This window comes from Pseudomonas sp. AO-1, assembly GCF_019775695.1.
In the GTDB taxonomy this organism is placed as follows: domain Bacteria; phylum Pseudomonadota; class Gammaproteobacteria; order Pseudomonadales; family Pseudomonadaceae; genus Aquipseudomonas; species Aquipseudomonas parakoreensis.
In genome coordinates this window covers 5,279,622-5,294,856 of the sequence record NZ_CP079947.1, presented here as the reverse complement: position 1 = coordinate 5,294,856, position 15,235 = coordinate 5,279,622, and the positions used below count along the sequence as shown (strand labels likewise).

The following is a 15,235-nucleotide window of genomic DNA, read 5'->3' as shown; positions in this document are numbered from 1 at the left end:
AAAACTTCAAGCACTATGCGCGTTATGCAAAAACGCAACGTATCCTCCGTCTTAAGAGCACTGCTCGACCAGCACGGGATCTCCCCCACGGAGCTCCACCGTCGCACCGGCGTGCCTCAATCAACGCTCTCGCGGATTCTCAGCGGGAAGATCGTCGATCCTTCGGATAAACACATCTCGAAGATCGCCGAATACTTCAATGTAAGCACTGATCAATTGCGCGGTCGCGCCGATGTCGCGACCGCGACCGGTGGCGCGCGCGATGACGTGCATGCGGAACTCAAGGACATAAGCCTGTGGGACGACGATACCCCTGTCGATGACGACGAGGTGTCGGTGCCCTTTCTTCGTGAGGTTGAATTGGCTGCTGGATCAGGAAGATTCGTCATCGAAGAGAGCGAACGCTCTAGCCTGCGCTTCGGCAAACGCAGCCTGCGCCATAACGGTGTGCAGTTCGACCAGGCCAAATGCGTGACGGTGCGCGGTAACAGCATGATGCCGGTGTTGCGTGACGGCGCCACTGTTGGTGTGAATGCGGGCAAGTGCGGCATCGGCGATATCATCGATGGTGACCTTTACGCGATTAATCACAATGGTCAGTTGCGCGTGAAGCAGCTCTACCGCCTGCCGACCGGCATCCGTCTGCGCAGCTTCAACCGCGATGAGCATCCGGACGAGGACTACAGCTTCCAGGATATGCAGGACGAGCAGATCGTCATCCTCGGTCATGTCTTCTGGTGGGGCATGTACGCCCGATAGGCCCTCCCCTTTCTTGAAAACCCGTCTCATGACGGGTTTTTTTTCGCCTGGACGAATCCCTCGAACCCTTGATTTATGCGGGATTCATGCGGGATTCATGCGGCTGTGCATTTCTTGCGCATAAATAAATGCATTTATGCATTGACTGTATATGCATCCATGCATATTCTTGCCACCAAGCCGCTCGACAAAGCGGCTGGCAACAACAGCTCTTTAGTTCCACAAGAACAGGCAGCGATGAACCGGCCTCAACGGTTCAGAGGGTTGGCAACTGACCCGGGTGTGCAGCGTAAAGCACCAAGAGCAGTTATCCGGCGGGCAGGGACCGCGGTCGGAAAAACAATTTGAATGGACTCGTACCGCGCCAGTAGCGCCGAAAAGTCAGCTTCCTTCTCGGATACCGGATTTGAAGGAAGGCGAAGGAACGCGAAGGAACGCATTACTGAAAAGCCCGGTGCATTGCCGGGCTTTTTGGAATGTCGACGTGTCGTAATTGCTGTTTGCTCAAATTTTAATCAGTGCATGATTTACATAATGAAAACAATGTTATTTAAACCAGATAATAAGGAAAGATGATGAATCGCTACGTGTTTATTGACGCGTACAGCCGGCCATTTATCCGCGCTGTACAAATTGTGGATGCAGATGAGTTCCCACAGTTTACGCCACCGGGGCCGTCCGGTTATTGGGTAGAAGTATCTATCGATACTCCAGTGCAAGTGGGGTGGAAGGGGAATTACGTTGGTAATGGCTGGGTGTTCACTGAGCTGACCTATCAAGATAACGTCGATGTCCTTGATGTCCGAGCGCGCGAGCTATTAACTCAGGCAGCTAACTGGCTGACGGTCAATCCTCTGCAATACAAACTCGACTTAGGTGTTGCCAGCACTTCCGAGACCGAGCAGCTGCTTGCATATAAGCAGTATTGCGTCGCAATCAGTGAGATAAAAAACCAAACTGGTTATCCCTACACAATTAACTGGCCAGTTGCTCCCTTCTAATTGACCACTTTGAAAAAATCCAGCATCGGGATTGCATTGTGCAATGGCGCGACTTTTTAGCCTCGTCTTCAAAGTGCCTGTGTTCACTCAGACGATCAAAGAACGAGCCAATACTAAAGCCCTTTTTGCTTTCAGCGGCAAGACTGGTGTCGTCACAACTCAATGTGTACTCCTCCGGGCATCCCTGGCATGCCCGCTTTCAGAGATATCGTTTGAACGGACATAAAAAGCGAGTAACTCATCCCCCCGGAGGCGTGACATGACAAACGAGCAACAAGCGTTGGCGGACATGCCTATCTGGCTGGTCATCCTCCTTGCCGTGGTGGGCGGGGTGTCCGGCGAAATGTGGCGCGCCGACAAGGAGGGCGCTCGTGGCTGGTCATTGCTGCGGCGTCTGGCCCTGCGCTCCGGTGCCTGCATGATCTGCGGCGTCTCGGCGATCATGCTGCTGTATGCCGCCGGATTATCCATCTGGGCCGCGGGTGCCTTCGGTTGCCTGACCGCCATGGCCGGTGCCGACGTCGCCATCGGTCTCTACGAACGCTGGGCCGCCAAGCGCATCGGCGTCTGCGAAGTTCCCCCACCGCGCGATCCCCAGTAACTCAAAACTTTCCTGCCTCGCTGCAACTGATGCGGCGGGGCTGCGCGTGGACATTTGAAAAGGAGGTCATGCATGCCCGCACCGATCCAGCAGCCTTCGCAGCTGTTCATGGCGATGGCGACAACCTTGCGCAACAGCGCCGGCCTGAATCTGCAGGTTGGCAATCACGACGACTTCACCGCTCCCGGCGCTCAGGCCTGGGCGTTGATCGACTTCGACCGTAATGCGCCCGGAGTGCGTGGCGCCGACGGACGTATCGCCCACGTCATGACCGTATCGCTGCAAGTCATTCCGGCACTTTCTGCGAGTGCATTTGCCGCGTGCGATCTGATCGCCGTACTGAAAAACCTGATCACCGACAACCGTTGGAACCTGCCCGGCGATCAATGCGATTTGCCGATGAACATTGATGGTTTGCCGTCAGTGCTCACACGCGCCGACCAGCCATACAAGGCGTGGACCCTGACTTTCACGCAGACCCTCTACCTTGGCCCGACGCTGCTCGACGACCCGCTTGGTACGCCTAAATTCGCCCGTACCTGGGAAGTCAGCAACATCGACGACCCCGACCAATACACCGCGCTGGAGGCCTGACCGATGTTCGACGCATTACTGCGCATGCAACTGGGGCCGATCATCGAGCGGCTGGCGGAGATGGAAGCGGAGATCGACGACCTGCACCGCCGTGCCGAGAGTTTCTGTCGCATCGGCGTGTGTCAGGCAGTCGATGCTGAGAGCAACACTTGCCAGGTCAGCCACGGTGGACTGCTCACACCGGCGATCAAGTTCTTCAACCCGAGCGCCGGAGCGCAGAGCGAATCGCGGATTCCGAGCGTGGGCGAGCAGTGTCTGTTGCTCAACTACGGCAGCGGTGAAAGCGGCGCGCAAAGCGTGGCGTTGTTCGGCTTGAACAGTGAGCGCTTTCCACCGACGGCAACGGTACCGACGCTGACGCGCCGCGTTTATGTCGACGGCACTGAAAGCGGCTACGACGACGCCACGCATACCCTGCATTGGCAAAACGGCCCTGCCGCATTCAGTGGCTCTCGCGAGTCGCTTGTACTGAGCATCGGCCCGGCGCAACTGACGATGACGCCGCAGCTGATCAGCCTGCAACTGGGCGGCGTCGGCCTGAGCATCGACGCCTCGGGCGTGCACTTCAGCGGCCCGTTGGTGGATCACCAGGGCCGCGTCATCAGCCCCTGAATCAAGAGCTTCCCATGATCGGAATCGATAGAGACTCCGGGGCCACGGTCGACGACTGGCTGCAGTTTGTGCAGCGCGCGACACGAGCCCTGACCACGCCGCTGGGCACCCGGCAAAAAAGGCCCCTTTATGGCTCGCTGATCCCGACGCTGCTGGGGCAGAACCTCGGTGACGACGTTCTGCTTCTGGCCCAGAGCCACGCGGCTCAGGCGTTCTACAACGCGCAGAACGGGATCAGCGATTTTCAGCCGAGCGTGATCGTCGCCAGCCGTCAGGGCGCGGGCCTGCTGCTGCGCTTCGCCGGCACCTGGAAAAACCGTCTACAGACATTCGAGGTCGTGACATGAGCATGTTGATCCCCGGCCAGAATCAATTGGCCGAACCGGCGCTGATCACCGTCGACGCCTTCGAAGACCTGCTCGCCGAGTTCAAGACCTTCGTCGTCGAATACGTCGGCGCCCGAGCGCCGGACAGCGCGGCGAAACTCAAGACCAGCCTCGACAACGAAAGCGAACTGCTGACCCTCGCGCTGGAAGCCTTCTGCGTACGCCTGCAAACCCACGAGCGCAAATACAACGCCCGCATCAAGCAGATGCTGGCGTGGTGGGCGACTGGCAGCAATCTCGACGCACGGCTGGCGGACATGGGCCTGGAGCGGCAGTTGCTCGACCCCGGCGACCCGGCGGCATTTCCGCCGGTACCGCCGATTTATGAAAGTGACGACGACGCCCGGTTGCGCTATTACCTGGCGCCGCATGCCCCGGCAGCGGGCTCGCGAATGCAGTATCGCCGCGAGGTATTCACCCTCGGTGAACGGCCAACGGTGAAGGTCGAATCCAGCGATGGCGGTGTGGTGAACGTCACCTACACCTTCAACCCGGACGGCCTCGCTGCACAGGTCAAGGACGGCAACGGTCGCCGCACGGCGCCGGGTGAGGTGCAGGTCACAGTGTTGTCCCGCGACGGCGATGGCACTCCGTCTGCAGCGTTGCTGGATGGCGTGCGTCAGCACTTCGCCCGCCCTGATGTGCGGCCGGAAACCGACCTCGTCACGGTCAAGGCTGCCGACATTCAACGCTACAAGATTCGTGTGGTGGCCAAGATCAATTCCGGTCCCGACTCGGGCCTGACCAAAGTCGCCGCACAGCAGCAATTGCAGGCCTACGCCGACAGTTGCCATCGCCTCGAAGGGCGGGTCGATCCGAGCTGGATCGACTACACGTTGCACAGCGCTGGCGCCGTGCAACTGCAGATTCTTGAACCGCTGGAGCCGATCATCACCAGCGCCTTCGAGGCGCCGTACTGCACGGCGGTCGAGGTCGAGGTGCTGACACTATGAGTGAGCCAACGCATAGCCCGACGTTGCTGTCGGCCAACAGCTCTCCACTCGAACGTGGACTGGATCTGGGCTTCGGCGCACTGCTTGATCGCATCGCGCCGCCGTTCCCCGAACTGATGAACCCGAGCGAAACACCGGTCGCATTCCTGCCGTATCTGGCAGCGGATCGCGGTGTCGCCGAATGGAGCACCAGCGCACCGGAAGCGGAAAAGCGCCTGACCGTCGAACTGGCCTGGCCCACTGCGCGCCAGGCGGGCACCCGCAAGGCGCTGGAGAACGCGGCCAAGGGTTTGCAACTGCGCCCCGAAGTCCGCGCCTGGTACGAACAGACGCCGCCCGGCGTGCCTTACAGCTTCTCCGTGCGGGCCTTCAGCGAGCAACCCTACAGCGCAGAAATCGACGCCCGTCTCGACCGACGCCTGGCTGATGCCAAGAGCGAACGGGACATTCTCTCGGTGACGGTTGGCTTGAGCGCGTTCGGCAGCCACTCCATCGCCGCCGCGACTTTCTGCGGTGAGCTGACGACGGTTTATCCGGTGTTCATCGAAGGGCTCGAAACCTCTGGCGAGGCGTTCATGGCCGCCGCGATGTACACCGTCGAAACATCCACTATTTATCCTCAGGGGGCCTGAATGGCTGACTATTACACCCTGCTCACCAACGCAGGGATTGCCTACGAAACGGCGTGCAAGGCTGCGGGCGTGCCGATCAAGTTGACGCAGATTTCTGTCGGCGACGGCGGCGGCGCGGTCTACAACCCGGCCGCGACCGCCACCGCGCTGAAACGCGAAGTCTGGCGCGGGCCGCTCAATGCCCTGTTCCAGGACGAGAAGAATCCGAGCTGGCTTCTCGCCGAAGTCACCATTCCGCCGGACGTTGGCGGTTGGTACGTGCGTGAAGCGGGGCTATGGACCGACACCGGCATTCTCTACGCCATCGTCAAATATCCGGAGTCATTCAAACCGGTTCTGGCGACTTCGGGCTCGGGCAAAGAGTTCTACATTCGCTCGATTTTCGAGACCAGCAATGCATCGCTGGTAACGCTGCTGATCGATGACACCGTGGTTAAGGCCACCCGTGCCTGGGTCATGAGTTACCTCGCCGAGGAACTCGGCAAACTCGATGGCAAGCAATCGGTGCGCGTCGCGGCCTCTACCAACATCGTGTTGAACGGTGCCCAGCAGATTGACGGCGTGGCCGTGATTGCCGGTGACCGCGTGCTGCTGGCGAACCAGACCCTGGCCAAGGACAACGGCCTGTGGATCGTCGCCAACGGTGACTGGATTCGGGCCAACGATGCCAACGTCAGCGCCAAGGTCACACCGGGCCTGACGGTGATGGTGGAGGAGGGTACGCTCAACGGCGATTCGCTGTGGCACCTGACCACCAATGCGCCGATCACTCTTGGCACAACCGCGCTGACATTCAAGATGCTGGCAGGGCGCACCGGGATTGCCGCCGGCACCTACAAAAGTCTGAGCGTCGACGAATATGGCCGTGCGACGGCCGGCTCGAATCCCGACACGCTGGCCGGTTTCGGCATCAAGGACTCCTACACCAAGGCTGAAGTCGAAGCGCTGATTGCCAAGGCCTCCGCTTTGCCGGTGGGTTCGATTGTCGCGTTCCCTGTCGATACGCCGCCACCGGGTTTCCTGGAGCTGGACAACAGCGTCAAGAGCAGCGCGACCTACCCTGACTTGAGCGCCTATCTGGGTGGCAAGTTCAACAAGGGTGATGAGGGTGTCGGGAATTTTCGGTTGCCTGAGGCGCGTGGGGAGTTCTTGCGCGGTTGGGATCATGGACGTGGCATCGATGGCGGTCGGGCAATCGGCAGTTCTCAGACTGACACCCTGCAGAACCTCTACGGCATCTTTGATGGCTATCTCGATATCACCACCGCAAATGGTGTGTTCGGCTTGGGCAACATGAGCAAGTCTTTAACGCAGACCACCCAGAAAGACGCTTATCACAGTGTGATCTTTGATGCTTCAAAGGTGGCTCGTACTTCCACGGAAACCCGCCCCCGCAATATTGCCGTCATGTGGTGCATCAAGGCCTGGAACGCTCCGATCAATCAGGGAAACATTGACGTAGCGGCACTGGTCAAGGAAGTGTCCCGGCTCGGATCTGCCGTTCCGGTGGGCGCCGTCATGGCGTTCCCGACGGGGATCGTTCCACCTGGCTTTCTTGAGCTCAATGGCAGTGTGCAGAGCACTTCGGCCTATCCCGATCTCTCCGCGTACCTGGGCACTACGTTCAACAAGGGCGATGAGGGCACCGGCAATTTCCGCTTGCCGGAGTCTCGTGGAGAGTTTCTGCGTGGCTGGGACCATGGGCGAGGGGTGGATACAGGGCGAGCTGCCGGAAGCTATCAGACGGATACGCTCAAGGCGCATAGTCATTACCTTCCGACAGGATCCGGAGGTGGACAGGCAATAGATCCCAATGGAGAAACTCCTTCTGTTGTGCTGAAGGACACAGCAGCCGATTGGGCTCTAAGGTCGACATTCGGGGGCGATAACGCGGAGTTGTCTATAGGTAGCGTGAGAACCTATAACTACGGCAATGCGACGGAAACTCGCCCACGCAACCTGGCTGTCATGTGGTGCATCAAGGCCTGGAACGCGCCGATCAATCAGGGAAATATTGATATCGCAGCGCTTGCCGTGCTCGCACAGCAAGCTTCTGAAACCAATCAAGGCACAGCGAAAGTTGCCACCCAGGCACAAACCAACGCCGGTGCCGATGACAGTGTTATTGTCACGCCGAAAAAATTGACGTGGGGCTTTCAGTTTCAGAAAAGCGGCATCGGTTACTGCGTTTTTCCGTCCTGGCTGGGTGGATTCATTATTCAGTGGGGGGTGTACAGCATCGTTTCCAGTACGACTGACCAAACAATCGCTTTTCCTCTCACGTTTCCCTCTGCGGCGCTATCAGCCGTCGCGCTCAGTGACTACACCCCCGGTTCCGGGGCAGTCGGATTCGTTGCGATGGGGGCTCTGAACAAGGCTGGTTTTACGGTTCGGTCTTCTATGGGTACGTCCACTCGATGGCTGGCAGTGGGTTGCTAAGGGGAAAACATGACTAACAAATACATGACATTCGATGCGTCCGGGCATATCAAGGAACGCCTGATTCAGGGCGTTTGCGACATTCCTGAAGGGGCGTTGCGCATCAGTGAAGAACTCTGGATTCAGTCGGCGACCGACACGACTGGACGTTGGTGCCTGATCGACGGAGTCCTTACCCGGGTTTCTGCTGAGGTCAAAGTTGATTTTGCACAGCGGATAGCCGCTGAGCGTTATCGTCGCGAAAGTTCTGGTGTGCTTTTTGAAGGCTATACAGCCGATACCACACGAGACGGCCAAGCGTTGATTGCCAGTGCAGTCATAGCGGCGTTACTCGACCCGGCCTACAAGTGCGCCTGGAAGTTTGCTCAGGGATTTGTCGAATTGGAGGCTGCGAGGCTCATTGCGCTGGCGACATTGGTTCGCACCCATGTTCAAGATTGTTTTGATCGCGAGCGAGTCCTTTTGTCAGCCGTTGAAGCTGGAGAGTGCACAGAGGAAATGGTTCTGCAAGGCTGGCCGGATTCAAGCCCGACGCCATAACGTTCCTTTGAATTTCAATTGGCGCCCCGCACCGTCGGGGCGTTTTCTTACCGGTTAAACACCCGCCAAGCCCCTCCCCAAGAGGGGCTTTCCCGTTTATGGAGAAACGAAAAATGGCAACCCGCCAAACCTACACCGTGCTCGTCCCATTCCCCACCGGCGGTGGGCACTGGTCGAGCGTCGGTCAAGACCTGGATCTGCTCGACGTCGAGGCCAGTGCGTTGCACAGCGCCGGTCGACTGGAACTGAAAACACCCTCCACCCAGGCCAAAAAGGCCGCTGCCAAGAAGGCTGACTAACCATGGCTGAGGTTTTGAACTTCGAGCACAACGGCATTACCGTCAATGCCACCGAATCCCCCGAGGCCATGGGTGGCCTGGGTGACAACGTCATCGGTCTGGTCGGCACCGCGCCGAAAGCCGATCCGCTGATTCCGCGTAACGCCCCGTTCCGCATCAACAGCTTCACCACTCACGCGTTGCTCGATCCGACCGGCGCTGAAGAGGGCACGCTGTATCACGCGGTTTACCAGATCCTCAAAGTGGTCAAGGTGCCGGTCTACGTAGTGATCGTCGAGGCGGGCGCGACCCCGGCCGACACCGTCAACGCAGTGATCGGCGGTGTCGAGCCAGCCACCGGCCGCAAGCTCGGTCTGGCGGCACTGGGCAGTGTCCCGGAAGACCTGACCATCATCGGCGCGCCGGGCTTCACCGGCACCAAAGCGGTAGCCAGCGAGTTCGCCTCGTTCGGCAAGCGCATCAAGGCCCGTGTGGTGCTGGACGGCAAGGACGCCTCGGTCGCTGATCAAGTGACTTACAGCCAGGAACTGGGCGGCGCCGACCTCGGTTTCGACCGCTGCCTGGTGGTGCACAACATGCCGGCGGTGTACTCGAAAGCGGCGAAGAAAAACGTGTTCCTCGCACCGTCGAGCCTGGCGATTGCCGCGCTGGCCAAGGTCAAGCAGTGGGAAAGCCCGGGCAACCAGGTGACCTACGCCGAAGACGTGTCCCGCGTCGTTGAATACAACATCCTCGACACCTCCACCGAAGGCGATCTGCTCAACCGTTACGGCGTCAGCTACTACGCCCGCACCGTGCTCGGCGGCTTCTCGCTGCTGGGTAACCGCTCGATCACCGGCAAGTTCATCAGCTACGTCGGCCTCGAAGATGCGATCAGCCGCAAGCTGGTCAAGGCCGGCCAGAAAGCCATGGCCAAGAACCTGACCAAGTCGTTCATGGATCAGGAGGTCAAGCGCATCAACGACTGGCTGCAAACCCTGGTCGCCGACGAAACCATTCCTGGCGGCAGCGTTTACCTGCACCCGGAACTCAACAGCGTCGAGAAGTACAAGAACGGTACCTGGTACGTGGTCATCGACTACGGCCGCTACGCGCCGAACGAACACATGGTTTATCAACTCAACGCCCGCGATGAAATCATCGAGCAGTTCCTGGAGGACGTTCTCTAATGTTTACCAACCGCGTAAGACAGGCCATCGCGGCCACCCTGCAAGGCCTGCCGTTGTCGGCGACCGTTGAGGAATTCACGCCACCGAAGATCGACTTCGACATGGAAAACATGACGGGCGGGCGCTTCATCGTTGAGGAAATGGCCAAGAGCGCCAAGCCGCTGAATGCTCAGATCAAGCTGCAAGGCACCGGTGCAGAAGTGTTGCTGGCAATGGGCGTGAAACTGGGCGACGACATCCTGCTGAATGTGCGTGAAGCCGGTCAGGATCAGGACGGCAACACCTGGTTCACCTATCACACCATCGGCGGCAAGCTCAAAACCATGGGTGAGGACGCGATCAAAATGGGCGGCAAAGCCCTGACGACGCTGGACTTCTCCTGCCGCACCTACAACCGCCTGGAAAACGGCATTCCGGTGATCGACATCGACGTGCGCACCCAGAAGTTCGTGCTTAACGGCGTTGACATCCTCGGTGATGCGCGTCGTGCGGTGCTGATGCCGTAACCCCGTAAGCAAGCCCTGCACCAAAACTTGTGGGAAGGAGCTTTTGTGGTGAGGGGATTCATCCCCGATGGGGCGCGAAGCGGCCCCAACATTGAGTTGGCGATTTAGCCGATACCGCACCCATCCATAAGCGGGGCTGCTGCGCAGCCCATCGGGGATGAATCCCCTCGCCACAAAGGTTTCTTCTCCCAAGTGCTGCAACACCCCCTCAAGAATCACCAAGGAATTCATACATGTCGTGGATGCCACCCCAGCATGACCTGCTGTCGCCAATCACCGGTGACGACGGCGCGCAGATCGAGCAGATCCAGCTCAAGCCACTGTTCTACGCCGCGCAAAAAGAAGCGCTGGAGCGCGCCGGCGATGATGAAGACGATCAGTTCTTCGAACTGGCGCTGCTCGCCACCGGCCTGTCGGTCAAGGAGCTCGACCAGCTCAAACGCCCGGACTACGTGAGCATCGCCCAGTACGTGCACGAGATGTCGACCCGTCCGGCGTCGTACTTTCTGGAGCAGGTCGAGGATGCAGAAAAGTCCGCCGACCCTGACGAAGTGCAACTGCTGCAACCGCTCGCCGTGACTGGCCGCACCGTGACCTCGCTGTCGCTGGAAATGCCCGCACTGCGCGCCACCAAAGTGATGAAGAAACTGAAAACGGCCAAGGAACGCGCCGAGTTCATCACTGCCCATTGCACCGGGCTGATGATCCCCGATCTGGCCCACATGAGCGTCCCTGACTGGACGCAATTGCAGGTGCGCATCGACGATTTTTTAAACCAGCCGGCGGCCTACTTTCGGAACGCGACATCGAAGTAATCCTCGATATCGTCCCGCTCATTTACCCGGTAAGTGAGGCGGAGATTCTGGAATGGGACGCCGAAAAGGCGTTGCGCCGCTACGACATAGCGATCACTCGCCTTGGCGTGAAACAGGAGTAGAGCGGCATGGCAGAGAGTAAAAATGCGCTCATGTACGCCGGTGAGAGCACAGGTTCCGCGAGCCGCAATATTGGTTTGACCACCGCAGCAACGAGCACGACTACAGCAGGCCTGGATCGGGATAAGGTCGCCGACCTGAGGCAAGCGTTGAGAACGGCAAGTGACCGAATCGTTTCGCTGACTGCAGCCATCGATTCGCTGATCCTCACCTTGGCGACCCAACGTTCTTTGTTCAAGAGCGCGGTCAATGGCGACGGCGGATCTTCCGCGCAGAAGGCTGCAGACAAGGTAGCCGGCGCCGTCCCTCCCGAACTGCTCAAAGCCGCTGTCGCGATGGACACAGCCGCTGCGAACCTGAGCGAAGTCGCTCGACTGACTCCGGTTCAGGGCAAGGAAATGGCTCAGGCAAGCCTGATCATGGCCAGCGCCCCGTTGGTGGCTGCCGGAGGAACCACCGGGGTTGAATTGCTCAATGCCGCGGCATTGGGTGCCAAGGCGGGGATTGGCATCGACTTGCCCAATGCCTCGGACAAGCAGTTCGAACTGCTGAAGTTTGCCGATGACGCTGCGCTCACCGCGTCAGCATTCAAGGTGCCTGCGCTACAAGTCGCCGAGATGATGGCGGCCTGGCGTACCTCGATGAAACTGACCCGTGATCAGGCCATCGATCTGGCAGATGCGGCTCACCACTTGGGCAAAATGCCTGGGGATGTAAACGCGGCAGACATCGGCTCGGTGTTGCAGCGTTCCGGCGACGCGGCGATTGCTGCGGGGTTGCAACCCGAGCAAGCCGCAGCGCTGTCGGCAGCCTTGCTGAACACCGGAACGAAAGAAGGTGAAGCAAGCGTCGCGTTGAAGAGCATTTCCACAGCCTTGAGCAAGGGAGACCAGGTCTCTGTTGCCGAACAGGGGGCGTGGAAACAACTGGGGCTCGATCCCAAGGCCGTGTCTGCGGCGATGCGTGATCCGAACAAGGACAATGCGCAAGGTGCGTTGCTGACAGTGTTGGCCGCATTGAACGCCAGACCGCCAGAACAACGCGCAGTGTTGGCCAGGACGTTGTTCTCCGATGGCGGTGATGCTGCGCAGAAACTCTCGCAAAACCTCGGCGAGGTTAATGAGACGTTCTGGCAGGTCAAGGACAAGCAGCGATACGCGACGTCGGAGCTGGGCGAGAAGGGGTCGATAAAACAGGCTGCCCTGACGCTTTCCGGTACTCAGCAAGGACAGCTGAATATTCTGAATGCCCGTAGCGAACGATTGGCCGTCGCCAAAGGCAACGCGTTGGCACCCTCCAGCGATTCGCTGGCCTCTGCCGGGGTCGACAAGCTCAGTGAACTGACTGAAGCCTATCCGAAAACTGCTGGCGTGGTGTTGACGGTGAGCGCGTTTCTCAAACCGTTGTTCGATCAAGCGCTCGATGCCATTGGCAGCGATATCAAAGAACGGGTTGGCAAGAAAGTCGTGGATAAGGGCCTGTCCGTTTTCACCGGCGCCGCCACCGGCACAGCGGGGGCCGCCGCTGCTGGCAGCGGTTTGAAGATCCTCGAGCAAACTTCACGGGTGCGGGCCCCGCTTCTGGAGTCGACCGCTGCTGCCATGCGCCCTCTGTCGCGCGCAATGCCCTGGCCTGTAAAAACCGTCGCTGCCCTCACAGGCCTGGCGGCCGGGGTGGCCAGCGGTGACGAAACCCAGATAGCTAAAAGCGTCGGCGCAGCGGGCGGTGGAATGGCCGGCGCTCTTGCAGGCTCTGCTTTCGGTGCGTCACTCGGAGCCGTGGGTGGCCCACCCGGCATGGCCATAGGTGGCCTTCTCGGTGGATTGCTTGGCGGGTGGCTTGGCAGTGAGGGCGGTTCCCTTCTTGGCGAAAAACTCGGCAATGCCGCACCAGACAAACTGGCAGCACCGGCTCAGGTCAGTCAGGCGCTGGCCAGCGCCCAGGCGCCCACGGTGCCAGCCCCCTACGCGCCCACCGTTCAGGTGTATTGCAGCGACCCGGGCAGTGTGGAAAAGATCGGTCAATTGGTCGACTTTCACCTGAGATCCCAATTCAACAACGAATTCATTCCACTGATGAACACCAACAGCCTCGCCACCCGCCGTGACGCAGCCCTGACCGATGGAGTCGCCTGATGAAACAACAAATGGCGCTGGGCAGTTTCATCTTCGGCCTGTCGCGCAACTTCGCCTACAGCACGCTGGCGCGAAAGTCCGACGGTGGCTGGAGCGACATCCAGATCCTGACCAGCAAACCCAAGTCCAGTCAGACCGGGCAGAAAGCGGAATCGCTGACCATCAGCGGCACCTCGATGTATGCCGTGGCCATGGATCGACTCGATGAATTGCGCGCACTTCAGGCATTGCGTGTGCCGCTGCCGTTGATTGACGGTATCGGGCGCAACTGGGGTCTGTGGCGGATCAACAGCATCGACGAAAACCAGAGCGAGGTCATCGATGACGGCACCGCGATGGTGATCAAGTGGGTGGTCGGATTGACGGAGTTCAACAATGCGTAAAGTCCGAAGCGTGGCCGGTGACTCGGTGAATATATTGCTGTACCGCGAAACCGGGCGCAGTGATGACACCGCCGAAGAGGCCCTGTGGACACTCAACCCGACCCTGGCCGAACACGGCTCGATCCTGCCTGCGGGCGTTTGGGTCACGTTGCCGGAACTCGATTCGAAACCGGCCACGATCAAACCGCTCACGGCCTGGGATTAAGGAGGTTGCATGGCACTGGGTTTCACCCCGGCGGTAAGACTCTACGGGGCCCACTCGGCCCTGCTCAATCAACGCCTGATCAGTTGGGAACACATTGATGCAGCCGGTTTCGAGTCCGATCAGCTGACGTTGACCATCGATCTTGAAGGCCTCGAAGGGCTGCCGGATCTGGGCGGGAAAATCGGCCTTGAGGTCGGTTATCTGGAATCGGGAATGGTCGACAAGGGCCAGTTCAAAGTGACACGCCTGACGCCGACGCTGTTCCCGTTTCGCCTGACGCTGGTGGCCACGGCGGCGCCGTTCAGCAAGGATGATGAGACAGGCTTCAAGCAACGTCGCACGGCCAGTCATGGCCCGACCACCTTGGGTGCGCTATTTGAAAAACTGGTGTCGAGCCATGACTTTTCACCGCGCGTCGCGCCCGAGGTGGCGATGATCAGGATCGAGCACGTCGACCAGTCCAACGAAACCGATATGAGCTTTCTGACGCGCCTGGCGAAAAAGTACAACGCGGTGACCAAACCCTACAACGACGTGTACGTGCTGGCCCGTCCCGGCCAGACCAAATCGTTGTCGGGCCAGGTGCTGGCGGACGTGACCTTGTCGGTGACCAGCAACAACCGTCCCGGCGATCACGCATTCATCAGCGCCACGCTGGAGGAGTCCGCCCGCGAGCAAACCAAGGGTTGCAAGACCTGTTTCGTGGAGGCTGCCACAGGTTTGTTGCAGTGGGTCGAAACGGGGCTTGCGCCGTTCAAGATCATCCGCCAGAAGCAACCCAGCGAAGCCGATGCGATTGCCGTTGGCGAAGGCGAAGTGCGCAAGATGCTCCGGCAGAAGTACAAGGTGAAAATCACTTGTCCCGGCAATCCGCTGCTGGCGGCCGAAGGGCTGGTGCTGCTCGATGAGACCTGGCCGGACTTCATGCGTGGGCGCTGGTCGATCGAAAAAGTCACCGCCAGTGGCAATCGCGAGAACAGCTATCGCTGCGTGATCGATGCCAGCGGCCTTGATCCCAAGGCCGCAGCCAAGGACTGATTCCCCGCTTTGTCACTGCGATGAAGATCCCTGTGGGAGCGGGCTTGC

General features: G+C 59.5%; 18 protein-coding genes. All 18 read left to right on the top strand.

Annotated features, from left to right (window positions below; translation table 11 throughout):
• The first annotated feature begins 24 nt into the window (after nucleotides 1-24).
• The 18 genes from KVQ82_RS24240 (at nucleotide 25) to KVQ82_RS24155 (ending at nucleotide 15,187) form a co-directional block, all read left to right on the top strand.
• Nucleotides 25-759, top strand: a complete 735-nt coding sequence (locus KVQ82_RS24240) for an XRE family transcriptional regulator (RefSeq protein ID WP_108181831.1) — start codon at nucleotides 25-27, stop codon at nucleotides 757-759.
• 575 nt (nucleotides 760-1,334) lie between these two features.
• Nucleotides 1,335-1,760, top strand: coding sequence for a tail fiber assembly protein (locus KVQ82_RS24235; protein WP_174376860.1), 426 nt, complete (start codon nucleotides 1,335-1,337; stop codon nucleotides 1,758-1,760).
• Between the two features lie 259 nt (nucleotides 1,761-2,019).
• Nucleotides 2,020-2,361, top strand: a complete 342-nt coding sequence (locus KVQ82_RS24230; RefSeq protein ID WP_003222183.1) for a phage holin family protein — start codon at nucleotides 2,020-2,022, stop codon at nucleotides 2,359-2,361.
• A 72-nt stretch (nucleotides 2,362-2,433) separates the two neighbouring features.
• Nucleotides 2,434-2,955: a hypothetical protein gene (locus KVQ82_RS24225; RefSeq protein ID WP_222016299.1), complete on the top strand. Its 522-nt coding sequence runs from the start codon at nucleotides 2,434-2,436 to the stop codon at nucleotides 2,953-2,955.
• A gap of 3 nt (nucleotides 2,956-2,958) precedes the next feature.
• Entirely contained in the window at nucleotides 2,959-3,567 is a 609-nt protein-coding gene (locus KVQ82_RS24220) for a phage baseplate assembly protein V (RefSeq protein WP_222016297.1), read from the top strand.
• Nucleotides 3,568-3,581: 14 nt separating this feature from the next.
• Nucleotides 3,582-3,914, top strand: coding sequence for a phage baseplate protein (locus KVQ82_RS24215; RefSeq protein WP_222016296.1), 333 nt, complete (start codon nucleotides 3,582-3,584; stop codon nucleotides 3,912-3,914).
• Nucleotides 3,911-4,906 (top strand): baseplate J/gp47 family protein, encoded by a 996-nt coding sequence (locus KVQ82_RS24210; protein WP_222016295.1) that lies wholly within the window; start codon nucleotides 3,911-3,913, stop codon nucleotides 4,904-4,906. Before KVQ82_RS24215 ends, KVQ82_RS24210 begins: the two co-directional genes overlap by 4 nt.
• Nucleotides 4,903-5,538, top strand: coding sequence for a phage tail protein I (locus tag KVQ82_RS24205; protein ID WP_222016294.1), 636 nt, complete (start codon nucleotides 4,903-4,905; stop codon nucleotides 5,536-5,538). The genes KVQ82_RS24210 and KVQ82_RS24205 overlap by 4 nt, the downstream gene beginning before the upstream one ends.
• On the top strand, nucleotides 5,539-7,977 hold the full coding sequence (locus KVQ82_RS24200) for a phage tail protein (protein WP_222016292.1): 2,439 nt from the start codon (nucleotides 5,539-5,541) through the stop codon (nucleotides 7,975-7,977).
• 9 nt (nucleotides 7,978-7,986) lie between these two features.
• Complete coding sequence (locus tag KVQ82_RS24195) at nucleotides 7,987-8,517, top strand: DUF4376 domain-containing protein (protein WP_222016290.1); 531 nt, start codon at nucleotides 7,987-7,989, stop codon at nucleotides 8,515-8,517.
• A 113-nt stretch (nucleotides 8,518-8,630) separates the two neighbouring features.
• Nucleotides 8,631-8,816 (top strand): hypothetical protein, encoded by a 186-nt coding sequence (locus KVQ82_RS24190; RefSeq protein ID WP_007964321.1) that lies wholly within the window; start codon nucleotides 8,631-8,633, stop codon nucleotides 8,814-8,816.
• A gap of 2 nt (nucleotides 8,817-8,818) precedes the next feature.
• Nucleotides 8,819-9,985, top strand: a complete 1,167-nt coding sequence (locus tag KVQ82_RS24185; RefSeq protein WP_095695851.1) for a phage tail protein — start codon at nucleotides 8,819-8,821, stop codon at nucleotides 9,983-9,985.
• The gene (locus tag KVQ82_RS24180) at nucleotides 9,985-10,491 is read left to right on the top strand and encodes a phage major tail tube protein (protein ID WP_007908799.1); all 507 of its coding nucleotides are present in this window, start codon (nucleotides 9,985-9,987) and stop codon (nucleotides 10,489-10,491) included. The genes KVQ82_RS24185 and KVQ82_RS24180 overlap by 1 nt, the downstream gene beginning before the upstream one ends.
• Nucleotides 10,492-10,724: 233 nt before the next feature.
• On the top strand, nucleotides 10,725-11,306 hold the full coding sequence (locus tag KVQ82_RS24175) for a phage tail assembly protein (RefSeq protein WP_086792156.1): 582 nt from the start codon (nucleotides 10,725-10,727) through the stop codon (nucleotides 11,304-11,306).
• A 128-nt stretch (nucleotides 11,307-11,434) separates the two neighbouring features.
• A complete protein-coding gene (locus KVQ82_RS24170; protein ID WP_222016288.1) occupies nucleotides 11,435-13,561 on the top strand; it encodes a phage tail tape measure protein in 2,127 nt (708 codons plus the stop codon).
• The gene (locus tag KVQ82_RS24165) at nucleotides 13,561-13,944 is read left to right on the top strand and encodes a phage tail protein (protein ID WP_222016286.1); all 384 of its coding nucleotides are present in this window, start codon (nucleotides 13,561-13,563) and stop codon (nucleotides 13,942-13,944) included. The genes KVQ82_RS24170 and KVQ82_RS24165 overlap by 1 nt, the downstream gene beginning before the upstream one ends.
• Nucleotides 13,937-14,149 (top strand): tail protein X, encoded by a 213-nt coding sequence (locus KVQ82_RS24160; protein WP_222016284.1) that lies wholly within the window; start codon nucleotides 13,937-13,939, stop codon nucleotides 14,147-14,149. Before KVQ82_RS24165 ends, KVQ82_RS24160 begins: the two co-directional genes overlap by 8 nt.
• A gap of 9 nt (nucleotides 14,150-14,158) precedes the next feature.
• The gene (locus tag KVQ82_RS24155; RefSeq protein WP_222016282.1) at nucleotides 14,159-15,187 is read left to right on the top strand and encodes a phage late control D family protein; all 1,029 of its coding nucleotides are present in this window, start codon (nucleotides 14,159-14,161) and stop codon (nucleotides 15,185-15,187) included.
• Nucleotides 15,188-15,235 lie beyond the last annotated feature (48 nt).